The following is a 22,214-nucleotide window of genomic DNA, read 5'->3' on the forward strand; positions in this document are numbered from 1 at the left end:
GCATGCCCAGGGCCGAGGGGCACGGGTAGCGCATGAACGATCGAGCGGATGGCATGAGCCAAGAGCTGAAGGTATTCACGGGAAGCGCTCACCCCCGGCTGGGCGAGGGCATCGCCCGCTCGCTGGGGATCCCTCTGGGCCGCGCCCACCTTTCACGATTCAGCGACGGCGAGGTCTGGTTCCAGATCCAGGACAACGTGCGGGGGGCGGACGTCTTCGTGGTTCAACCCACCGCCCCCCCCGTGAACGAGAACCTGATGGAGCTTTTGGTCATGCTCGATGCCTTCAAACGCTCGAGCGCCTCCCGCTTGACGGCGGTGATCCCCTACTACGGCTACGCTCGCCAGGACCGCAAGGACAAGCCCCGGGTGCCCATCTCCGCCAAGCTCGTGGCGGACCTGATCTCCACCGCCGGCACCGACCGCATCCTGACCATGGACCTGCACGCTTCCCAGATCCAGGGCTTCTTCGACGTGCCCGTGGATCACCTCTTCGCCGCCCCCGTGATCATGGACTACGTTTCCCGGCTCAAGCTGCCCCGGCTGACCGTGGTCTCGCCCGACGCGGGAGGAGTGGAGCGGGCCCGGGCCTACGCCAAGAGGCTGGAGGCCGCCCTGGCCATCGTTGACAAGCGGCGCGAGACTCCCAACGTGGCCGAGATCCACCACGTGATCGGGGACGTGGAGGGACGCACGGCCCTCATCGTGGACGACATCGTGGATACGGCGGGGACTCTGGCCAAGGTGGCGGAGGCCATCAAGGAAGCGGGGGCGAGCGAGGTGCTCGCGTCCTCCTCCCACGCGGTCCTCTCCGGCAACGCCATGGAGAAGATCGAGCGGAGCCCCCTCTCCAAGCTCATCGTTACCGACTCCATCCCCGTCTCCCTGGAGAAGCGCCGTTCGGAGAAGATCGTGGTCCTCTCCGTGGCCGAGCTGCTGGGGAAGGCCATCAAGAACATCCACGAGGAGACCTCGGTCACGAGCCTATTCGTCTAGCCCTCATATCTGCCAAGGAGTTCGAAAGCCATGCCTGAGATTGTGGTCGCGGCCGAGAGCCGCACCGATACCGGAAAGAACGCCAACCGGCGCCTGCGCACCCGGGGCCTCATGCCCGGCGTGCTCTACGCGCCGAGCAAGAAGGCGGTGCCCGTGGCCGTCTCCCCCAAGGAGATCGGGTCCATCCTGCGCAGCGCCAAGGGCGAGAACACCCTCTTCGAGCTGGACCTGGAGGGCAAGCGCCGCAAGGTCATCCTCAAGGAGTTCCAGCGCGAGCCCGTTAAGGGCCGCCTCCTGCACGCCGACTTCTACGAAGTGGCCCTGGACCAGGTCCTGGCGGTCAAGGTCCACGTGGAGCTCCAGGGCGTGCCGGTGGGGGTCAAGGCCCAGGGCGGAATCGTGGATTTCGTGACCCGCGAGCTGGAGATCGAGTGCCTGCCCGCGGACATCCCGGAGAAGATCGAGGTGGATGTGTCCCACCTCGAGCTGGGCAAGCACGTGCGGGTCTCGGAGCTCAAGCTCTCCGACAAGATCAAGGTCCGGACCGATCCCGAGCTCGTGATCGCGCACGTGGTGGCGCCGCGGGCGGAGGAGGCTCCGACGGCGGTGGCGGAGGCAGCGGTGGCGGAGGCGGAGGCCGCGACCGCGGAGCCGGAGGTCATCAAGAAGGGCAAGCCGGCGGCGGAGGGCGAGGTCACGGAGGAGAAGCCGGACAAGGGCGAGAAGAAGGAGAGGCCGGACAAGAAGGAAAAGGCCGAGAAGAAGGAGAAGAAGTAGACTGCGGCTGGTCGTCGGTCTCGGCAATCCCGGAGAGCGCTACCGGCGCACGCGGCACAACGTGGGCTTCATGGCCGTGGACGCCCTCGCCGCCCGCGGCCGCGGGCCCCGCGGCCGCGAGGAGCAGGGGGCGTGGGTGGTGGAGGCCGAGCTGGGAGACGAGGGGGTGTTGCTCGTCAAGCCCCTCTCCTTCATGAACCGGAGCGGGGAACCGGTGAACGCCCTCCTCGCCTCCCGGGACGCTGGCCCCCAGGACCTGGTGGTGGTCGTGGACGACGCCGCCCTGGACCTAGGGGTGCTCCGCGTTCGGGAGCGGGGGAGCCACGGTGGCCACAACGGCCTCCGCTCCCTCATCGACGTTCTGGGGACCGACGAGTTCGCCCGGGTGCGGGTGGGGATCAAGAAGGGCGAGTTGCCGCCGGACCTGGCCGATTATGTGCTGTCGGACTTCCCCCCGGACGACGTGCTGGTCGTGCAGGAGGCGGTCGGCTGGGCCGCGGACGCGGCGGAATGCGTGATCCGGGAGGGCGTGGTGGCGGCCATGAACCGCTTCAACGGCCCCCGCAAGGCGTGAGGGCAAGACAAGAAGCCCGGGAAGCCTTACAATGGCGGAGACGTAGAGCGAACCACGCGCGGCAGAAGCCGCGCACTCCTTGCTCCCGGTAGGGCTCGTCGAGCTCGAAAGGGGCTGTGCGGACGATCCAAAAGGAGGATCAAGAATACCGTGAGCGACCGTGTTTACGAGATCCTGTTCATTGCCGACCCCAACCTCGGAGAGCCGGAGGTGGATACCCTGACCGCCCTCATCCAGGGCTACATCGAGAAGGAGGGGGGGCGCATCCAGAAGGTCGAGAAGTGGGGGAAGAAGCGCCTGGCCTACGTCATCGGCCGGCACCGCGAGGGCTCCTACGTGCTCATCGTGACGGAGGGCCAGGCGAGCCTGATCAAGGAAGTCGAGCGACGCATCCGAGTGACGGACGGTGTGGTCAAGTTCATGACCGTGCGCGTCGACGAGGAGCTGCGCAAGGCGGAGCGACGCCGGGCCCGACGGGCAGCGGGAGACGAGAAGAGGAGGGGGCGGACCACGGAACGCCCAGCGGCGGCCCCCGTGGAGGGTGAGGTGCCACTGTGAGCTTCTCGGGAGGCGGATTTCGGGGCGGGGGCGGCCGCGGGGGGGCGAAGCCCGCGGGGGACAGGGGCGGTCGCGGGGGCGCGGCCGCCAAGGACGCGGGCAAGCGGTACTTCTTTCGTCGCCGCAAGGTCTGCAAGTTCTGCGCGGACAAGATCGACTACGTGGACTACAAGGACGTCAAGCTGCTGTCGTCCTTCGTCCCCGAAAGGGGGAAGATCCTACCCCGCCGGATGTTCGGGACCTGCGCGGAGCACCAGCGGAAGCTCACCCTCGCCATCAAGCGGGCCCGCAACATCGCCCTCTTGCCCTTCGCCGCGGAGTAGGCGGGGGTGGTCGAGGCGCAGATGAGCGAGCCGGAACGCCTGTCGGCGCTGGCGGAGAGGGGCGACCCGCGGCCGGTCGGCCTCTGGGCGGCGGGCGTCTCCGCCGCCCTGCTCTACTCGGTGTCCCTGTTCTCGCCTTACCTCTCTCCCCTCGCCTTCGTTTCCGCCTTCCCCCTCATCGTGCAGCGCCTGCGCGGGGGACTGGGCGGCGCCCTGCTCGCCACCCTGGGCGCGGCCTCGGTCGTGGCCTTCGTCTTCTCTCCCAGCCAGGCCGGGGTCTTCTGCTGTTTTCTGGCCGCTCCCGGCCTGCTCATGGGCGAGGCCATGGCCCGGGGCCGCGGAATGGTGCGGGGCTGCGGCTGGGCCTTCGCCCTCCTGAGCCTGGAGATCTCGGCCGTCCTCATCTTCGCGAGCGGATGGATGGAGGCGCACGCCTTGGAGCCGCTGGAGCAGCTGCGCTCGACCGCCTTCGTTAAGGACTTGACCCCGGAGAGGCTGGCGGAGTGGACGGAACAGGTGACGACCCTGCACGACGCGATGGCCGTCGTCTATCCCGCCTTCTACATCATCCTGGGGGCCTTCGTGGTCTTGGCCAACGCGGCCCTCCTTCGCTTCTACTTGGCCCGACGCGACCCCGGCTGGCTGGATGGGGACGAGTTCGAGGGGATCCGGTGGCCGCTGGGCCTGGCCGTGGCCTTCGTGGTCTCCGGGGCCTCGGTGGCGCTTCCCCTCCTGCGTCCGGCGGCCTACAACGTGCTGCTCGTCCTGGCCTTCTTCTTCGCCCTCGAGGGCCTGGCCGTGGTGGCCTTCTATTCGCGTCGGCTCGCGGGTCCGCCCCTCCTGCGGGTGGCGGTGGTGATCCTCGTGCTCGCGAACCCCTGGGCCTCCCAGATCCTGGCCCTGTTGGGTCTCTTCGACATCTGGATCGATTTTCGCAAGTGGGCGGAGCCCCCCGCCACCGGGGCCTGATCGACGGTCCGGGTGGAGGGCATTCCTTCGAGGGAGAAGCCATGGAAGTGATCCTGAGGCAAGACGTGGAGAAGCTGGGCCAGCGGGGGCAGGTGGTGAAGGTTGCGGAGGGGTACGGCCGGAACTTCCTTCTGCCCCGCGGCCTGGCCATGGCCGTGACGGAAGCCAACCAGGCCATGATCGCCAAGGAGCGCAAGGCCCACGAGGCCCGCCAGGCCAAGGAGAAGGCGCAGTGCGAGTCCGTGGCCGCCCGCATCGGTTCCTTGCGCTTCATCGCCCCCCGCAAGGTGGGCGAGAATGACGCGCTCTACGGCTCCGTGACCTCGGGCGACATCGGCGAGTTCCTGAAGGCCAAAGGCATCGAGATCGACAAGCGAAAGGTGCTGCTCGACGAGCCCATCAAGGTCCTGGGCGAGCACGACGTGCGCATCAAGCTCCATCCCGAGGTGATTGCGGGCTTGAAGGTCCTGGTGACGAAGGAAGGATAGCCGGGCAGAAGGACTTGGCCACCGAGGTCGTTCCCACGGACGGGAGGGCGCTACCCCACAACCCCGAGGCGGAGAGGACCGTTCTCGGGGCGGTCCTCGTGGACAACGCGGCCTTCAACTCCGCGGCCGAGCTCCTCACCCGGGAGGATTTCTACCGGGAGGCTCACCGCCGGATCTTCGACGCCATGGCCGCCCTCACCGAGCGCAGCCAGCCCATCGACCTCGTCACCCTCAAGGACGAGCTGGTGCGGGGGGCCGCCCTGGAGGCGGTGGGGGGGGCCGCCTATCTGGGCAGCCTCATGGACGGCGTCCCCCGCATCACCAACGTCGAGCAGTGGAGCCGGATCATCAAGGAGAAGGCGGTTCTCCGGAACCTGATCCACGCCAGCAACCGCATCGTTCAGTCCTGCTACGAGGCCGAGGACGAGGCGGCGCTCATCCTGGACCGGGCCGAGAAGTCGATCTTCGACATCGCGGAGCGGCGTATCCGCCAGGGTTTCGTGGGCATCCGGGAGATCGTCAAGGAGAGCTTCCGCACCATCGACCAGCTCTCCCAGTCCAAGGAGCTCATCAGCGGCCTGGCCACGGGCTTCGTGGACCTGGACGAGAGGACGAGCGGACTCCAGAAAGGGGACCTGATCATCGTGGCCGCCCGCCCGGCCATGGGCAAGACCTCGTTCTGCCTGAACATCGCCCAGCACGCTTCCATGCGGGCGGGGGAGACGGTCGGGCTCTTCTCGCTGGAGATGTCCAAGGAGCAGCTCGTGCTCCGCATGCTCTGCGCCGACGCGCGGGTGGACGCGCACCGCCTGCGCACGGGCAAGCTCCAGGAGAAGGACTGGGCGCGACTGGCCAAGGCCTACGCCGACCTCTCCGAGTCCCGGATCTTCATCGACGACTCCGCCAGCCTGACCCCTCTGGAGATGCGGGCTAAGGCCCGCCGCCTGAAGGCGGAGCACGGCTTAGGGCTGATCGTGGTCGATTACCTGCAGCTCGTCTCCGGCCCCGGCCGGGCCGAGAACCGGCAGCAGGAGATCTCCTCCATCAGCCGGTCCTTGAAGGGCCTGGCCAAGGAGTTGTCGGTTCCGGTTTTGGCCCTCTCCCAGCTCTCCCGCGCCCCCGAGGCTCGCACCGACCGGCGTCCCCAGCTCTCGGACCTGCGGGAATGCGTGCGGGGCGAGACGCTCGTGCTCATGGCCGACGGCTCGCGCGAGCGCATCCGCGACCTGGTGGGAACGACCCCCGAGGTCCTGGCCCTGGAGGGGGAGGGGGTCGTCCGCGCCCGGAGCGACAAGATCTGGAGGGTGGGCCGGCGCCCGGTCTTTGACGTGGAGCTGGCCAGCGGGCGCAGGGTCCAGGCCACGGCCCGCCACCGCCTCTTCGGGGCCCGGGGTTGGGTGCGCGTGGGGAGCCTGGTGCCCGGTGACCGCCTCGCCATTGCGCCCGAGACCCCACCGCGGCCGAAGGCGTCGGGCCTCCCGCCCGCGCTCCGCGGCCCGTGGTGGGACCGGGTGCTCTCGGTCCGGCCCGCGGGCGAGGTGGAGGTCTTCGATCTCACCGTGCCCGGCCCGGAGTCCTGGCTGGCGGACGGCATCGTGAGTCACAACTCGGGAGCCCTCGAGCAGGACGCCGACCTCGTGATGTTCATTTACCGCGAAGAAGAGTACAAGGCCTCGGAGGAGAACCGGGGCATCGCCGAGATCATCATCGGCAAGCAGCGCAACGGGCCCACGGGGACGCTGAAGCTGGCCTTCATCAAGGAGTTCACGCGCTTCGAGAACTACGAGTGGCGGCCGTCCTCCTGAGCCCGCCCTCGCGGCCCGGCCCCCCCTCGGGTCCCCCCGCTCGCTGGGGGCGGGACGCCCCCGCCCCCGCGCGGCGCCCCTGTTCCCGGTGCCGGTGGTGACGTCCGAAGCACAGCTCTCTCGCCTGCGGTCGGCGTGGGCGCGGGTGGACCTTCAGCGTCTGCGCGCGAACTACCGCGCGGTGGCGGGTTTCTCTTCGGTCCCCCTCATGCCCGTGGTCAAGGCGGACGCCTACGGGCACGGGGCGGTGGCCATGGCCCGCGCCTTCGAGGCCCTTGGCCCGCCCATGCTCGCGGTGGCTTATCCCGAGGAGGGCGCGGTCCTCCGGGCCGCGGGCGTGCGCCTGCCCATCGTCCTCCTCTCGCCCTTCGGCCGTGGCCAGGGGCCGATGGTGGTGGAGCAGAACCTCACCCCCGCCATCACCACCCCCGGGAATCTGGAGGAGATCCTGGCCGTCGCCAAAACCGCGGGGCGCCGGCTGCCCGTCCACGTGAAGATCGACACCGGCATGAACCGACTCGGGTTCGACGACGCCGGGTTCCTGGCCGCCGCCCGGCGCCTCGCCGATTCCGGCCGCATCGAGGTGGAAGGAGCCATGACCCACCTCGCATCCGCGGACGAAGACCCCGAGGTCACGGCGGCCCAGCTCGATCGTTTCGACGCCGCCCTCGAGGCCCTGGCCGCGGCCGGCATCCGCCCCCCGTGGGTCCACGCCGTGAACAGCGCCGGCCTCCTCGAGCTCCGCCCCACCCACACCGTTGCCCGCTGCGGGCTGCTCCTCTTCGGCCTCCGCCCCCGGCCGATTGCGCCCGAGCTCATGGTGAGGCCGGTGATGACGGTATCGGCGTCCCTGGCCCGGGTGGTCGAGGTGCCGGCGGGGACGCCGGTGTCCTACGGGGGCCGGTGGGTCGCGGGGCGGGCCTCCCGGATCGGAACCTTGCCCATCGGGTACGCGGACGGGGTCCCCCGTACGGAGGCCATGCGGGAGCGGGGCTACTTGGCTGTCCGGGGCCGCCCTGCGCCCGTGGCCGGGAGCGTGTGCATGGACCTGACCATGGTGGACCTCACCGATCACCCCGAGGTGGGAGACTCGGAGGAGGCGGTGCTGTTCGGCGACTCGCCCACCGCCTGGGACGTGGCGGACTGGGCGGGCACGACCGCCTGGCAGGTCCTGACCGCGGTTGGGGGGCGCGTGCCCCGCGTCTATGTGGAGGACGGCCGCGTGGTGGAGCTGGACTCGCCCTACTTGTGACCCAGGAAGCGCCGAGGGATCGCCCGCGGGGAGAACGTCCCGCGCGTGCTCGAGAGCGTCCTTGACGAAGCTCCGGCTCGTCTTCGCCTGCCAGGCCTGCGGCTTCGAGAGCTCGAAGTGGCTGGGGCGCTGCCCGGAGTGCGGGGAGTGGAACAGCTTCCTGGAGGAGCGGCAGGAAACCACGCCCGCGGCCAAGGGCCGCCCGGCCTCCCCGGGGATCGCGGGGCGGCCCAAGCCCTACGCGACCGTGGACGGGAGCGACGCCGACCGCATCCCCTCCGGCCTCGACGAGTTCGACCGCGTGCTCGGGGGCGGGCTCGTGCCCGGCTCTCTGGTCCTCATCGGGGGCGAGCCCGGCATCGGCAAGAGCACGCTCCTGCTTCAAGTGGCCCACCTGCTGGGCCGCTCCCACGGCTCCGTGCTCTACGTCTCCGGCGAGGAGTCCGAGCGTCAGATCAAGCTAAGGGGGGAGCGCCTGGGGATCGCGGGGAGCGGGCTCTTCCTGATGGGCGAGACCGCCCTCGAGCGCATCCTGGAGGAGGTGGACGCGCTCAAGCCCGCCTTCCTGATCGTGGACTCGGTACAGACCGTCTACTCCGCCAAGTTTCCCTCCGCCCCCGGCAGCATCAGCCAGGTGCGGGAGGTGGCGACCCAGCTCCTTTTCCTGGCCAAGGGGCGCGGAATCACCAGTTTCCTCATCGGCCATGTGACCAAGGACGGCAGCCTCGCTGGGCCCAAATCCCTCGAACACATCGTGGACACCGTCCTCTACTTCGAGGGGGAGAAGAGGCAGCACCACCGGATCGTGCGGGCGGTCAAGAACCGCTTCGGCGCGGTCTCGGAGATGGGCGTCTTCGAGATGACGGGAACAGGCCTGCAGCCGGTCGCCAACCCCTCCGCCCTCTTCCTGGCCGAGCGCCTCGCGGGATCCCCGGGCTCGGCGGTGGTGGCGACCATGGAGGGGTCCCGGCCCTTGCTGGTGGAGGTCCAGGCCCTCGTCTCGCCCACCTCCTTCGGCACCCCGCGCCGGATGTCCCTGGGCATCGACCCCAACCGCACCTCGCTCTTGCTGGCCGTCCTCGAGAAGCGCGTCGGGCTCGAACTGCTGAGCGATGACGTGTTCGTGAGCGTGGCGGGGGGCCTGGAAGTGGGGGAGCCCGCGGCCGATCTGGGGGTGGCGGCGGCGGTGGCCTCCTCCTTTCGGAACCGGCCCCTGCCCGCCCGCACCGCGGTCTTCGGCGAGGTCGGCCTGGCCGGCGAAGTGCGGAGCGCGGGCCAGGCCAACCTGAGGATCCGCGAGGCGGCCCAGATGGGTTTCACGCGTTGCCTCCTTCCCGCCCGCAACCTTCCCCTGGGAAGCTCCCCCGGCGAGGACTCGATCGAGCTCGTGGGCGTGGAGACGCTCTCCCAGGCCCTGTCGCGCCTCCTCGACGAGCCCGGGGGGTGAGCCCCCCGCGCCGACCCGTTTCGTCCTGGGCGGCAAAGGTCTATCATGGGCATCGATCGGGACGCTTCATATGATCGGCGTCTATCATTCCGGGGGTTTTCGGACGGGATCCCCAGAGGTTCGTCCATGTGGCTCATCCTCTTTAGGCTGTTCGTGGTGGCCCTCCTGGCCCACGCCGGTTGGTTCTACACCCCCATCCCCGGCCAGCCCCTAGCCGGCGTCACCCTCGGACTCATCGCGGCCGTGGGTCTCATCACCCTCGAGGTGAAGCTGCGCAACGTCCCCGCCCATCGCCTGGTGGGCTCCTTGGTGGGAGGGGTGACCGGTCTCTTCGGAGCCCGGCTCGTATGGGGGGCGATGGAGGGCCTGGACCTGGTAGCCGAGCACTTCATCCACGCCCTCCTCATCGTGTTCCTCGTCTACATGGGGATCGTCATCGGGGGGCGCAAGGGGGAGTGGTTCGAGCCCGCCCGCATCATCGCCGCTTTCAAGGACTCCTCTCGCCTCCACCAATACAAGGTCCTCGACACCTCCGTGATCATCGACGGTCGTATCGCTGACATCTGTGAGACCGGCTTCCTGGAAGGCACCCTCGTCGTCCCCCAGTTCGTGCTCCGGGAGCTCCAGCAGGTGGCCGACTCCTCGGATTCCCTGAAGCGCAACCGCGGCCGGCGGGGCCTGGACATCCTGCAGAAGGTCCAAAAGATGTCGAACGTCCAGGTGCAGATCGTGGAGACCGACTTTCCGGAGATCCGGGAGGTGGACCTCAAGCTGATCGAGCTGGCCCGTCGCATGAGCGGGAAGATCGTGACCAACGACTTCAACCTGAACAAGGTGGCCCAGCTGCGCGGGGTGGCCGTGCTCAACATCAACGAGCTGGCCAACTCCCTGAAGCCGGTCGTGCTGCCGGGCGAGGTTCTGCGCGTCTTCATCATTAAAGAAGGCAAAGAGGCCGGCCAGGGGGTGGCCTACCTGGACGACGGGACCATGGTGGTGGTGGACCAGGCCAAGAAGGCCATGGGCCGGACCATCGAGGTCACGGTAACGAGCGTGCTGCAGACCACCCCGGGCAAGATGATCTTCTGCCGCTGGGCGGAGGCCCCCGCCCAAGGGGAGGACAGCGGCCGCTTCCGATCTCCCGATCGGCGGGAGGCCCGCAACGGGCGCGACTATCGGGGCGACCGGCGGGACGAACGGTTCGCGCCCCCGGAACGCGCGCCGGGAACGTCGGCCCCCGAGGGACAGGCCGTGGATCCGGCGCGCTCCTCCCCCGAGCCGGCCCCCGCGGGTGACGCCCCCGCGGGCAAGGTCGACTGAGCCGCGACCGCGGCGGTGAGGGCCCTTCTCGCGGTCCCCATCATCGCCCTCTGCACATTGGCCTTCGGCGCCGCCGCCGTGGTGGGCGGTCTCTGCGACCGCAGCGGCCGCCTCGGCCGCGGACTGGCCCGCTCCTGGGCCCGGATCATCCTGAGGGCCCTGGGCGTCCGGGTGGAGGTGGCGGGGAGCGAGAACGTCCCGCCCGGTCCCGCGGTCTATGCCGCCAACCACGGCAGCGCCCTCGACATCCCCATCCTGTTCGGCTACCTGCCCGTGGACTTCCGCATCATCCACAAGCGCTCGCTCTATTTCATCCCCATCCTCGGCTGGGCCCTCTACCTGGGCGGCCACATCGGGATCGATCGCGCCAAGGCCTTCCGGGCCCGCAAGAGCCTGGGGGCGGCCGCGGAAAGGATCCGCCGGGGCACGAGTGTCGCCGTCTTCCCCGAGGGAACGCGCAGCCCCGACGGCCGCGTCCGCCCGTTCAAGCGGGGTAGCTTCGTGCTGGCCGCGGAGGCGGAGGTGCCCGTGGTTCCGGTGTCGCTCCTGGGCGTGAAGCGGGTGGTGCCGCACGGCATCCGGACGCTGCGCCCGGGCACGGTCCAGCTGACGATCCATCCCGCGATCCCCTTGGCCGGGCGGCCCCAGGATGCCGAGGCCCTGGCCGAGGAGGTGCGTCGGATCGTGGGAGGCGGGGAGGCATGAGGCGATGAAGCGGGGCGGCCTGGCGAGCGCGCTGGTCGCGCTCATTCTCTCGGGGGGGCGGGTGAGCCCCGCCCCCGCGCCCGACGCCCTCGCGTCCGCGATCGACCGCATCCTCGACCGCCCCGCCCTCGCCCCCGCATTCTGGGGGATCGAGGTGCGCAGCCTGAAGACGGGGAAGCTCGTCTACGCGCGGAATGCCGAGAAGAATTTCCAGCCCGCCTCCACCCTCAAGCTCGTCACGACCGCGGCCGCCCTCGACGCCTTCGGCCCCGAAGCCCGCCTGCGCACGACCGTGGAGACCGTCGGGCGCCTCGACGGCGGGGGCCGCATCCTGGGTGACGTGTATCTGGTGGGGCGGGGCGATCCCGCCCTCTCCGGCCGCTTCAGCCCGGGGGGGCCGACGGCCGCCTTCGAGGAGTTGGCGGAGGGCCTGCGGGCGGCCGGAGTGCGGCGGATCGAAGGGCGGCTCGTGGGTCACGAGGGGGCCTTCAAGGGGGACCGCCGGGGGGCGGACTGGGGTTGGGAGGACCTCGTATGGTGGTACGGGTCGGAGGTCTCGGCCCTCTCCCTGAACGACGGCTGCGCCCAGATCACGGTGGCGGCCGGTGAGCGCGCGGGGGACCCCGTGGTTCTCGAGCGCAGCCCCCTCTCGGCGTACTACCGCGTGATCTCGACCGCCACCACCTCCCCCGCGGGGACCAAGAGCGACCTCACCCTCGTCCGGGATCCCGGCACAAACACCATCCGCATGTCGGGGACGCATCCCTTGGCCGGACCGCCCTGGGAAGGCTGGGTGGCCCTCGAGGACCCCGCCCGCTACGCGACCACGGTCTTCGCGGAGATCCTGGAGGCCAAGGGGATCCGCGTGATGGGCGCTCTCGACACCTTCTCCGGCCCCCTGCCGGAGGGCCTCCACGTCCTCGCCGCCCACGACAGCCCGCCCCTGGCGGAGATCCTGAAGGTCGTCAACAAAGAGAGCCACAACCTGCGGGCGGAGATCCTGTTGCGCCTCCTGGGTCTGCGGGTGAAGGGGGAGGGAACGGTCGCCGCCGGCCAGGAGGCGGTAAAGGATTTTCTGGAGAGGCTGGGCGTGCGGACGGACGCCTGGAAGCTCAAGGACGGCTCCGGGCTCTCGCGGTCCGACGTCCTCAGCCCCCATGGCCTCGTCGGCCTCCTCGTGGCCATGGACCGCCATCCCTACGCCCAGGCCTTTCGAGAATCGCTGGCGGTAGCGGGCGTCGACGGGACCCTGAAGAGCCGGATGAGGGGAACGGCGGCCCAGGGTCGTCTTGCCGCCAAGACAGGGACCTTGCACCTCGCCCAGGCCTTGGCCGGCTACGCGAGCACGAGCGGGGGCGACCGGCTGGCCTTCGCCCTCCTGGTCAACCACCACCCCGAGCCCAGAGAGGCGATGGCGGCCCTCGACGAGATAGCGGCCCGGCTCGTCGGCCCCTAACCTCCTCCGGCTCAATCGGACCTCGCCCGGCCCCGCCTCGTGTGATGCTAGGGAGGCGGAGGAGGACCAGGACCTCGACCGGGTACGCCCTCTCCCGGAACTCGGGAGCGACACAGGAGACGCCCGCGGATGGAAGGAATACCCTTCGACCTGACGATCGACGCCGAGCTCGAGGGACGGGTCCGACTCGGCATCCTCACCCTGCACGGGGTCGCCGTCCACGACGCGGACGCCGCGCTGGCCGCCGAGGTCGACGCCTACTGCTCGGAGCTGAAGGCCCGATATGGGGGAGGGGCCAGCAGCGAGGTCCCGGGTGCGGGCGACGCCCGCGCGCTCTACAAGGCGCTCGGCCTCGATCCCACCAAGACCCGCCCTTCGAACGAAGCTCTTCTGCGGCGCGCCCTCAAGGGGGAGGGCCTCTTCCGGATCAACACCCTGGTCGACGCCATGAACCTCTGCTCCCTGCGCTACCAGCTCCCCTTCGGCCTCTACGACCTGGACCAGATCCGGCCTCCCGTGCGCCTGCGCCGCGGTGCGGCCGGCGAGGTTTACGAGGGCATTCGCAAGGGGGCGGTGAACGTGGAAGGGCGGCCGGTCCTGGTGGACGCGCAGGGACCCTTCGGGAACCCCACCTCCGACTCGGCTCGCACCATGATTACCCTGGCCACCCGCAACGCGCTCGTCACCGTGTACGCGCCCGCCGCCTACAGCGGGGCCCGCCTCACCGCCGCCCTTGACGGCACCCGCGACGCCCTCCACCGCTTCTGCGGGGGCGCGCCCGCCGCCCCGCGGATCCTGCCCCCGGGCTAGCGTGGCGGGAGCGCTCGAGACCGCGGCCGCCGTGCTGTCCGCCGAGGAGCCCATCCTGGCCGGTCTGTCCGCCGCCCAGCGGGAGGCGGTGGGCCACGGGGAAGGGCCGCTCCTCATCGTCGCCGGCGCGGGCACGGGCAAGACCACCGTCCTCACCCGTCGCATCGCCTACCTCATCGCCAGCAAACGGGCCCGCCCCGAGGAGATCCTGGCCCTGACCTTCACCGAGAAGGCGGCCCTGGAGATGGCGGAGCGTGTCGACCAGCTCATCCCCTACGGCTACGCGGAGACCTGGATCTCCACCTTCCACGCCTTCGGCGACCACGTCCTGCGGGAGGGGGCGCTGGAGGCGGGGTTGAACCCGGAGTTCCGCGTGCTGACCCGGCCCGAGCAGATCATCTTCCTGCGCGAGCGGCTCTGGCGCCTGCCCTTGAAGCGCTTCTTGCCCCTGGGCGAGCCCACCCGGCACCTGTCCGCGCTCCTGACCCTGGTGAGCCGGGCGAAGGACGAGGACGTGTCTCCGGCCGAGTACGCGGCGTGGGCAGAGAAGGAGGCGGCCACGGCTACCACCGAGGAGGGCGGGGACGAGGCCGATCGCCACCTTGAGCTGGCCGCCTTCTACCAGGCCTGTCAGGCCCTGATGGCCGAGGCCGGGCTGGTGGACTTCGGCGACCAGATCCACCGCACCCTGGCCCTCCTGCGCGAGCGCCCCGCCCTCCTCGCGAAGCTGCGCGGCCGCTTTCGCTACGTGCTGGTGGACGAGTTCCAAGACACCAACCACGCCCAGCTCGAGCTGATCCGGCTGCTCGCCGGCCAGGGCTCGCCCAACATCACGGTTGTGGGCGACGACGACCAGGCCATATACCGCTGGCGGGGCGCGGCCGCCGCCAACCTGCTCGCCTTCCGCTCCCTCTTCCCGGGCGCGAGGCAGGTGGTCCTCCGCGAGAACTACCGGTCGACCCAGGCCATCCTGGACGCGGCCGGCCGCCTCATCGCCTACAACAACCCCTACCGCCTAGAGGTCGTGGCGGGGATCGACAAGCGCCTACGCGCGGAGCGCAGCGCGGGGCGGCCCGTGCGGCATCGGCACTTCGATACCGTCTCCGCGGAGGCGGACGGGGTGGCGGCGATGGTGGCGGAGTTTCTGGAGGAGGGGCGGCGGCCCCGCGACATCGCCCTGCTCGTGCGCAGCAACGGCGACGCCGACCCCTTCCTGCCCGCCCTCAACCTCAGGGCCATCCCCCATCGCTTCAGCGGCAGCCGGGGCCTCTACGCGCGGGAGGAGGTGCGGCTTCTCGTCTGCTTCCTCCGGGCCCTGGCCAATCCTGAGGACTCGGTCTCCCTCTTCTATCTGGCCGCCTCTGAGCTGTACGCCCTCCCCCCCGTCGACCTCCTCCGCCTGAACCGCTACGCCACCAAGAAGAGCCGGCCCCTCCTCGAGGTCCTGCGGGGCCTGCCCGCAAACGAGGACCTCCTGGGCGTGGGCGAGGAGGCGCGGCAGGCCGCGGGCCGGGTTCTCGAAGACCTGGGGCGCGCGGCCGGTGACGTGCCGAACCTTCGTACGGGGGAGGTGCTCTACCGCTTCTTGCAATCCTCCGGCCTGCTCGCCCGCCTCTCCCGCGAGGCCACGGCGGAGGGGGAGACCCGGGTCCGCAACATCGCCCGCTTCTTCGAGGGGGTGAAGGCCTACGCCGATCTGGCCGAGCACGACCGCGTCCCCAACTTCGTGGCCCACCTGGACCTCCTGCGCGAGGCGGGGGACGACCCCGCGGTGGCGGAGGCCGATCCCGACGAGGACGCCGTCCACGTCCTCACCGTGCACAAGGCCAAGGGGCTGGAGTTCCCGGTCGTGTTCCTGGTTGGCTGCGCGGAGTGGCGGTTCCCCCTGAGGCCCCGGCCGGGGCCGCTGGAGTTGCCGGGGGCGCTGGTCAAGGAGACTCTGGCCGGGGGAGACCCCCACCTGCAGGAGGAGCGGCGCCTGTTCTACGTGGCCATGACCCGGGCCAAGGACGAGCTCGTCATCACCTCCGCCGCCGACTACGGCACGTCGCGTCCGCGCAAGCGCTCGCGCTTCCTGGTGGAAGCGCTCGACCTCCCTTCGCCCGCGCCCGCGCCCCGTCGGACCCGGGCTACGGAGGCCCTGGCCCGTCACCAGAGGGCCCCGGAAGCGACCCCCGACCCGGGCGCGGCGCCCCGCGAGGATGAGGTGCTCCGCCTCTCCTTCCGTCAGATCGATGACTACGAGACCTGCCCGCTCAAGTACCGATACATCCACCGGCTGCGGGTGCCCGTGCTCGCCCACCACCGCGTGCTCTTCGGCAGCGCCGTCCACAAGGCGGTGCAGGAGCACTTCCGGGCGCGGGTGGAGGGCCGGCCCTTCTCCGCCGACGCGCTCGTGGAGGCCTTCCGGCGGGTCTGGGTCTCCGAGGGCTTTCTCTCCCGCGAGCACGAGGAGCGGAGCCTGCGGGCGGGCGAGGAGATGCTGCGCCGCTTCCATGCGGAGGAGGCCGCCGACCCCCTGCATCCCACGGGGGTGGAGAAAGACTTTGCCTTCTACCTCGAACCCGAGGGCGGGGCCCCTTTCTGGGCCAAGGTGGCGGGCCGCTACGACCTGGTGGTGGAGGGGGCCAAGGGGATCACGATCCTGGACTTCAAGACGGGGGCCGTGGGCGACCAAGAGAAGGCCCAGGAGCGGGCCCGGGAGAGCCTCCAGCTCGACATCTACGCGCTCGCCCACCTCCGGACGACCGGTCGTCTCCCCGAGAGGGTGGAGCTGCGCTTCCTGGAATCGGGCCAGCGGGGAGGGAAGACGCCGACCCGGGAGGAGGCGGCCGCGACCGAAGCCCGGATCCGGGCTTCGGCCGCGCTCATCCGGGAGAACGCTTTCCCTGCCCGGCCGTCCTACATGGCTTGCGGGCAGTGTCCCTTCCGGGAGATCTGCCCCCACACCGCGCGCGGGCCCGAGGCCGAGCACGACCCGTCGACGGCGACCCCCGAGTTGGCTTAGCATCGCGCCAGGGAAGGGGGCGGCTTGCGAACCCCGTCCATCCCCGTTGAGGAAGAAGCGCACGGACAGCTTGAGGGTGGAGTGATGGAGAAGCGGATTGGTTTTGCCGGGCTCGGACTCATGGGCAGCCGCATGGCCCGATGCCTGCTGGACAAGGGCTTGCCCCTCTCGGTGTGGAGCCGGACTCCCGAGCGGTGCGAGCCCCTGGCCAAGGCGGGAGCCCGGGTGGCCCGGAGTCCCCGCGATCTGGCCGAGCACTCGGAGGTGGTGGTCGCGTGCGTGGCCGACCCCGCGGCGGTGGAGAGGGTGGTGTTCGCGGAAGACGGGGTGCTCGGCGCGGCGCGTCCCGGCTTCCGCTACCTCGAGACCTCGACCATCTCCCCGGAGCTGTCCCGGCGGGTGGCGGAGGCGCTCCGCGCACGGGGAGCCGATGCCCTGGAGGCCCCGGTCACAGGGTCCAAGCTGGGTGCGGAGAAGGGAACGCTGCTCTTCATGACGGGGGGCCGCCGGGAGGTGCACGAGGAGCTGATGCCGGTGATGATGGCCATGGGCAGCAAGGCCATCTACTGCGGCGAGACCGGTCAAGCCTCGGTGGTCAAGCTCATTGGCAACACCCTTATCTCCTTCATGCTCGAGGGCTTGTGCGAGGGCATCCTCCTCGCCCGCAAGGCCGGGGTCTCGATCGAGACCCTGATCGAGGTTGTGATGGCCTCTGGCTACTCCTCCCCCTACTACGCCTTCAAGGGCGGCGCCATCGCCCGGCGCGACTTCGACACTCATTTCTCGATAGATCTCCTGGTCAAGGACCAGACCCTGATGCTGGCCGAGGCCGCCTCCCAGCGCCTGCCCCTCCCCGGCTTGGCCGCCATCCGGGAGGTCTTCCAGGCCGCCCGCGCCCAGGGTTATGGGCAGGAGGACATCGGGGCGGTCGTCAAGGCCCTGGAGAGGGCGGCCGGAGACTGAGCTTTCCGTTTCCGGCTGGACCCCTCCCGGCACCCGGGTGTGCCATCCTGTCCCCGTGATGGAACTCTTGGGGTTCGCGCTCCTGGCCGTCGCGATCGTGGCCGTGGCCGTGCTTCTCGCCCGGCGCGAGCCGCGGACCGCGCCCGCCCTCGACGCCGTGGCCCGGAGCCTGGCCCAGCTCCAGAGCGAGCTCGTTCGCGTGGGCCGCGCCCAGGAGGAGCTCAAGAGCGAGATGCACCGCGGGCGGGAAGCCTCTCTGCGCGAGATCGCGGACGCGACCCAGGGAATCCGCGGTGAGATCGGCCAGGCGCATCGCGCCCTGGCCGAGGTGAAGGCCTTGGAGCAGGGGCGAGCGCGGCAGATGGACGAGGCGGCGGAGAGCCTCCGGCGCCTGGAAGCGGTGGTGGCCGGCTCCGGCTCCCGGGGGGCCGCGGGCGAGAACATCCTGGCCCGCGCCTTCGCCAACCTTCCCCCCGACTTGCTCGCCTGCAACGTGGCCTTCGGCAGCAAGGTCGTGGAGTATGCGCTCAGGCTGCCGGGCGGCCGATTCCTTCCCATCGACAGCAAGTGGACGAGCGCGGCCAGCCTGGAGCGGCTGGCGGAGGCCGACGATCCCCAGGAGCGTCGAAGGCTCGGCGAGCAGGTGGCCCGGGACGTGCGCGGCCGCATCCGCGAGATGGGCAAGTACCTGGACCCCGAGCGCACCCTGTCCCTCGCGCTCCTGGCCGTCCCCGACGCCGTTTACGCGGCCGCGCCCGAGGCCCACGGCGATGGCTATCGTGAGGGTGTGCTCGTCGTGCCCTACTCGCTCGCCCTCCCTTACGTGCTCGCCCTCTATCGACTCACCCTTCGCTTCGGATCGGTGGTGGACACCGATCAGCTCTCGGCGCGGCTGCGGGCCCTCGACGAGTCTCTCCGGAGGATCGACGAGGAAGTGGAGGGGCGGCTCTCCCGGGGCCTCGTCCAGGTGGAGAACGCCCGCGAGGCGCTGCGGGACCACGTGGGCGAGGCCCAGCGCACGTGCGCGCGCCTTCTCCGCACGACCGAGCCCGAGAGCCTGGCCGTCCTCCCTGCCGTCGACGCCCCCTCCGGGAGTTTGACCGTCACTTAAGGAGCGGATACGCTGAGAGTTGCACCTCTCTCCGGGGAGAGGCGCCACTTATGGAAGCCCTCGCTATCCTGGTGGCTGCCGGGCGCGGGGAGCGCTTGGGGGCCGGCGGCCCCAAGGCCTTCCGACGCTTGGGCGGGCAGCCGCTGCTCCTGAAAGCCGCCCTCGCCTTCGAAGCCGCGCCTTCGGTGGGCGCCCTCGTGGCCGTGGTGCCCGAGAGCGAGGTCGAGACGGCGCGGGACCTGCTCCGGGCCCTCCGCAAGCTGCGCGCGGTGGTGGGGGGCGGCGCCCGGCGCCAGGACTCGGTGCTCCAGGGGATGAAGCAGGCGCCCGACGGCTTCGACGGCGTGGTGCTGATCCACGACGCCGCCCGCCCCTTCGTGGACGTGCCCTTGATCGACGCGGTGGCGAGGGCGGCGGAGGAGAGCGGAGCCGCCCTGCCCGTGCTCGGGATGGTGGACACGATGAAGCGGATCCGCGGCGGGCGGGTGGTTGAGACCCTGGACCGATCCGAGCTGGGGGCCGCCCAGACGCCCCAGGGCTTCCGCTTCGCCCTGCTCACCCGCGCCTACGCGGAGGCATTCCGGGACCGGGTCACCCTGACCGATGAGGCCATGGCGGTGGAGCGCCTGGGGTTGGCGGTGGCCACGGTGGCGGGGTCGGCTTTGAACCGCAAGATCACGACCCCCGAAGACATGCTCTGGGCCGAGGGCGTCATCGCGCAGGCGGGGGCCCGAGCGTGAGCGACTACCGGGTGGGCAACGGCTTCGACGCCCATCGATTGACGCGGGGCCGGCCGTTGGTCCTGGGCGGCGTGCACGTGGAGCACGACCGCGGCCTCGAGGGGCACTCCGACGGCGACTGCCTCATCCATGCCCTGTGCGACGCGCTTCTGGGCGCGGCGGCGGCGGGGGACATGGGCCGGCACTTCCCGAGCAGCGATCGCCGTTGGAAGGGGGCTTCGAGCCTGATCTTTCTCAAGGAGGTCGCGCGCCTAGTCGGGGAGCGCGGCTACCGGATCGAGAACGTGGACGTCACCGTCATCGCCCAGGCCCCCGCCCTCGCCCCCCATACGGAGGCGATGCGGCAGGCGCTCAGCCGCTGCCTCGGCATCGGCCTGGAGGGGGTCTCCGTCAAGGCCAAGAGCACGGATGGCCTCGGCGCCCTGGGCCGGGAGGAGGGCGTCGCGGCCCAGGCCACCGTGCTTCTCCGGAAGGGCGCTTGACCGTGCGCGTTCGCGTGGCAGTGGCGCTTCTGGCTTTCTCGGCCGCCTCGAGCGCGGGGGCGTCGACCGGAAAAGAGGGCAAACTCTCGGCGCTGCCCAAGGAGCAGCGGCCGCTCCTTATTGTTATGAACGAGGTGGTGGACGGGCTCATCCCCAAGATCCTGGCCGCGCCCTCCCCGACCGCCCAGCGGATCACCGTCGGGGGCGGGCTTCTGGGCCTCGGCCCCTTCGAGCCCCGGGGGGGCAGCGACGGTGGCCTGAAGGCCCCTCCCCGGAACCTCTATCCCCGGGCCGGTTTCGGCAACAGCCTAAACGCGGACCCCGTCACCGGACAGAACTCTCTGACCCATAACCCATGAACCTCATTTGTGGCATCAACCCTGTTCTCGAGGCCCTGAGCGCGGGCACCCGGCACTTCGATCGTCTGCTCGTGGTCAAGGGTCTGCGCAGCCGCCGAGTCTCCGAGGCCATCGGCCGGGCTAGCCAGATGGCGATCCCCTTGCGCTTCGAGACCCGGGAGACCCTGGACCGCCTGGCGCCCGGCGTCCCCCACCAGGGGCTGATCGCCGTTGTCTCCGCCAAGCCCTCGGTCGATCTGCCCAGCCTGCTGCAGGCGGTGCGGGATCCCGCCCTCCTGGTCGTGCTCGACGGCGTCGAGGACCCCCGGAACCTGGGTGCGATCCTCCGCACCGCGGAAGCAGCGGGCGCGGACGGCGTGCTTCTCCCCGAGCGCCACAGCGCCGGCCTATCGGAGACCGTGAACCGGGCCTCGGCCGGGGCCCTGGAGCACGTGCGGGTGGCCCGGATTGGCAACGTCGTTCAGGCCCTCTTGAGCCTCAAGGAACGCGGGATCTGGGTGGTGGGCTTCGACGCTGCGGGCACGGAGCGCTGGGACAGCGTGGATTTCCGCCGGCCCATTGCCCTCGTGCTGGGGGGAGAAGGCAAGGGCATGCGGCGGCTCGTGCGGGAGCACTGCGATCACCTCGTGGGTCTGCCCCTCTTCGGCCACGTCTCGTCCCTCAACGTGAGCGTGGCCGCGGGCATCGCGCTCTACGAAGTGATCAGGCAACGGGGCTCGGTGCCGAGCCACGTTCGCCCCATACCGATCCGACCCCCCTCCGCCCTCGCCCAGATCGTGGGTCCGGGGCCGGAGGACGCCGAGCACGACCCCGGCGCCCTCGGCTACGGCCTGAAGCCGGCACAAGCGGACGAAGATGGGGAGGGCGAGGGCGAGGAGTCGAGCGAAGAGGACCGCGGGGGGGTCGTGGAGCTGCACGAGGAGGCGGCCTGGGCCGGGCCGACGATGCTGAAGCCGGTCGGCTTCCGGCGGGGCCGGCCCCAGGGGCGTCGCCCACCCGACCGCGCGGTGCGGACGGGCGCCGGCGGCCCGCCGCCCCCGGGGGGAAGGCGGGGGGGGCACCACCGCCGGGGCCGCCCGGGTCCCCCCGGTGCCCCCCGGCCGGCGGGGCCGGGTCCTGGTCCCACGGGGGGGCCACCCGGGCCGGGTCCGCAGGGCCCGCCCGGTCCCGGGAACACGGCCCCCGGCGGGGGGGGAAGCGGCCGCCGCCGCCGGCGGCGTCGGCGCCGGCGGTGAGGGCCGGCCCCGGGAGGCCTCTGCGCTTCCACCCGCGGCGGGCGGCCCCGGCATTCTGCTTGCATCAGCTGGACTCGTTTGGTAAAGTTGGGGTTTGTCGCTGGCGTAGCTCAGCGGTAGAGCGGCTGATTTGTAATCAGCGGGTCGGGGGTTCAATTCCCTCCGCCAGCTCCAGCCGCTGGAGCTGCTGGAGAGCCGTCCGCGTGGAGGATGGTGAGCCCCAAGAGCCAGCGGCCCTCGAGCCTGGGCGAGGGTTCGGGACGAAAAGGGGAGGTAGCGAAGCGGTCAAACGCATCAGACTGTAAATCTGACGCCCCTAGGGCTACGAAGGTTCGAATCCTTCCCTCCCCACCATCCGTCGTGGTGGTCGGCTCGAGAAGGACGCCGGGCGTCGTCGAGGCGGGTGTAGCTCAGCTGGTAGAGCTCCAGCCTTCCAAGCTGGATGTCGCGGGTTCGAATCCCGTCGCCCGCTCCACCGGCGGTGGGGGTCGAGGGGGACGGGCGGGGGGTTCCGGGGGACGGGGTCGAGGGTTCACCAGTTCGAGGAAGGACGACGCCCACGTAGCTCAGTCGGTAGAGCGCGTCCTTGGTAAGGACGAGGTCACCAGTTCAATCCTGGTCGTGGGCTCCACCAGCGGCGCGGGCCTTGCGCCCCCGAGCGAAGCGTGGGGATCCCGGCCGCGATAGAGAGAAGACCGAGGGAACAGCATGTCCAAGGAGAAGTTTGACAGGTCGAAGCCGCACGTGAACGTGGGGACGATTGGGCACGTGGACCACGGGAAGACGTCGTTGACGGCGGCGATCACGAAGGTGTTGTCGGCCCTGAACCCGCGGGTACAGT

The 22,214-nt window shown here is 70.6% G+C and carries 22 protein-coding genes and 4 tRNA genes; all 26 read left to right on the plus strand.

From position 1 onward, the window contains the following. The first annotated feature begins 53 nt into the window (after positions 1-53). A complete protein-coding gene (locus VN461_18425; GenBank protein ID HXB56749.1) occupies positions 54-995 on the plus strand; it encodes a ribose-phosphate pyrophosphokinase in 942 nt (313 codons plus the stop codon). 30 nt (positions 996-1,025) lie between these two features. Further along, a complete protein-coding gene (locus VN461_18430) occupies positions 1,026-1,772 on the plus strand; it encodes a 50S ribosomal protein L25 (GenBank protein HXB56750.1) in 747 nt (248 codons plus the stop codon). A gap of 7 nt (positions 1,773-1,779) precedes the next feature. Beyond that, the gene (gene pth / locus VN461_18435) at positions 1,780-2,346 is read left to right on the plus strand and encodes an aminoacyl-tRNA hydrolase (protein ID HXB56751.1); all 567 of its coding nucleotides are present in this window, start codon (positions 1,780-1,782) and stop codon (positions 2,344-2,346) included. Positions 2,347-2,496: 150 nt separating this feature from the next. Then, positions 2,497-2,904, plus strand: coding sequence for a 30S ribosomal protein S6 (gene rpsF / locus VN461_18440; GenBank protein ID HXB56752.1), 408 nt, complete (start codon positions 2,497-2,499; stop codon positions 2,902-2,904). Then, complete coding sequence (gene rpsR, locus VN461_18445) at positions 2,901-3,227, plus strand: 30S ribosomal protein S18 (protein HXB56753.1); 327 nt, start codon at positions 2,901-2,903, stop codon at positions 3,225-3,227. Before rpsF ends, rpsR begins: the two co-directional genes overlap by 4 nt. Before the next feature lie 21 nt (positions 3,228-3,248). Next, positions 3,249-4,196 carry a DUF2232 domain-containing protein gene (locus VN461_18450; protein ID HXB56754.1) on the plus strand — a complete coding sequence of 316 codons (948 nt, stop codon included), beginning with the start codon at positions 3,249-3,251 and terminating at the stop codon, positions 4,194-4,196. Between the two features lie 41 nt (positions 4,197-4,237). Then, a complete protein-coding gene (rplI, locus tag VN461_18455) occupies positions 4,238-4,684 on the plus strand; it encodes a 50S ribosomal protein L9 (GenBank protein HXB56755.1) in 447 nt (148 codons plus the stop codon). 14 nt (positions 4,685-4,698) lie between these two features. Then, entirely contained in the window at positions 4,699-6,489 is a 1,791-nt protein-coding gene (dnaB, locus tag VN461_18460) for a replicative DNA helicase (protein ID HXB56756.1), read from the plus strand. Positions 6,490-6,577: 88 nt separating this feature from the next. Continuing rightward, on the plus strand, positions 6,578-7,741 hold the full coding sequence (gene alr, locus VN461_18465) for an alanine racemase (protein ID HXB56757.1): 1,164 nt from the start codon (positions 6,578-6,580) through the stop codon (positions 7,739-7,741). A 61-nt stretch (positions 7,742-7,802) separates the two neighbouring features. Next, positions 7,803-9,188 (plus strand): DNA repair protein RadA, encoded by a 1,386-nt coding sequence (gene radA, locus VN461_18470; protein HXB56758.1) that lies wholly within the window; start codon positions 7,803-7,805, stop codon positions 9,186-9,188. A gap of 126 nt (positions 9,189-9,314) precedes the next feature. Continuing rightward, the gene (locus VN461_18475; protein HXB56759.1) at positions 9,315-10,505 is read left to right on the plus strand and encodes a PIN domain-containing protein; all 1,191 of its coding nucleotides are present in this window, start codon (positions 9,315-9,317) and stop codon (positions 10,503-10,505) included. 15 nt (positions 10,506-10,520) lie between these two features. Beyond that, on the plus strand, positions 10,521-11,210 hold the full coding sequence (locus tag VN461_18480; GenBank protein ID HXB56760.1) for a lysophospholipid acyltransferase family protein: 690 nt from the start codon (positions 10,521-10,523) through the stop codon (positions 11,208-11,210). Between the two features lie 4 nt (positions 11,211-11,214). Continuing rightward, positions 11,215-12,666, plus strand: coding sequence for a D-alanyl-D-alanine carboxypeptidase/D-alanyl-D-alanine-endopeptidase (gene dacB / locus VN461_18485; protein ID HXB56761.1), 1,452 nt, complete (start codon positions 11,215-11,217; stop codon positions 12,664-12,666). Between the two features lie 129 nt (positions 12,667-12,795). Then, the gene (locus VN461_18490) at positions 12,796-13,476 is read left to right on the plus strand and encodes a phenylalanine--tRNA ligase beta subunit-related protein (GenBank protein ID HXB56762.1); all 681 of its coding nucleotides are present in this window, start codon (positions 12,796-12,798) and stop codon (positions 13,474-13,476) included. A gap of 1 nt (position 13,477) precedes the next feature. Then, complete coding sequence (locus VN461_18495; protein ID HXB56763.1) at positions 13,478-16,483, plus strand: ATP-dependent DNA helicase; 3,006 nt, start codon at positions 13,478-13,480, stop codon at positions 16,481-16,483. An 84-nt stretch (positions 16,484-16,567) separates the two neighbouring features. Further along, complete coding sequence (locus VN461_18500) at positions 16,568-17,446, plus strand: NAD(P)-dependent oxidoreductase (GenBank protein HXB56764.1); 879 nt, start codon at positions 16,568-16,570, stop codon at positions 17,444-17,446. A 67-nt stretch (positions 17,447-17,513) separates the two neighbouring features. After that, complete coding sequence (rmuC, locus tag VN461_18505; protein HXB56765.1) at positions 17,514-18,557, plus strand: DNA recombination protein RmuC; 1,044 nt, start codon at positions 17,514-17,516, stop codon at positions 18,555-18,557. Positions 18,558-18,607: 50 nt separating this feature from the next. Further along, positions 18,608-19,297 carry a 2-C-methyl-D-erythritol 4-phosphate cytidylyltransferase gene (gene ispD / locus VN461_18510; protein HXB56766.1) on the plus strand — a complete coding sequence of 230 codons (690 nt, stop codon included), beginning with the start codon at positions 18,608-18,610 and terminating at the stop codon, positions 19,295-19,297. Next, positions 19,294-19,779 (plus strand): 2-C-methyl-D-erythritol 2,4-cyclodiphosphate synthase, encoded by a 486-nt coding sequence (ispF, locus tag VN461_18515; protein ID HXB56767.1) that lies wholly within the window; start codon positions 19,294-19,296, stop codon positions 19,777-19,779. Before ispD ends, ispF begins: the two co-directional genes overlap by 4 nt. Continuing rightward, positions 19,776-20,138: a hypothetical protein gene (locus tag VN461_18520; protein ID HXB56768.1), complete on the plus strand. Its 363-nt coding sequence runs from the start codon at positions 19,776-19,778 to the stop codon at positions 20,136-20,138. The genes ispF and VN461_18520 overlap by 4 nt, the downstream gene beginning before the upstream one ends. Continuing rightward, the gene (gene rlmB / locus VN461_18525; protein HXB56769.1) at positions 20,135-21,373 is read left to right on the plus strand and encodes a 23S rRNA (guanosine(2251)-2'-O)-methyltransferase RlmB; all 1,239 of its coding nucleotides are present in this window, start codon (positions 20,135-20,137) and stop codon (positions 21,371-21,373) included. The genes VN461_18520 and rlmB overlap by 4 nt, the downstream gene beginning before the upstream one ends. A 99-nt stretch (positions 21,374-21,472) precedes the next feature. Next, positions 21,473-21,547 (plus strand) — tRNA-Thr (locus tag VN461_18530). A 93-nt stretch (positions 21,548-21,640) separates the two neighbouring features. After that, positions 21,641-21,727: transfer RNA gene (locus VN461_18535), tRNA-Tyr, on the plus strand. Positions 21,728-21,772: 45 nt separating this feature from the next. Further along, positions 21,773-21,848 (plus strand) — tRNA-Gly (locus VN461_18540). Positions 21,849-21,928: 80 nt separating this feature from the next. Further along, positions 21,929-22,004 (plus strand) — tRNA-Thr (locus tag VN461_18545). Between the two features lie 77 nt (positions 22,005-22,081). Continuing rightward, positions 22,082-22,214: GTP-binding protein (locus VN461_18550; protein ID HXB56770.1), on the plus strand; the 133-nt coding region annotated here is incomplete at its 3' end.

This window comes from Vicinamibacteria bacterium (genome assembly GCA_035570235.1).
Classification (GTDB): domain Bacteria; phylum Acidobacteriota; class Vicinamibacteria; order Fen-336; family Fen-336; genus DATMML01.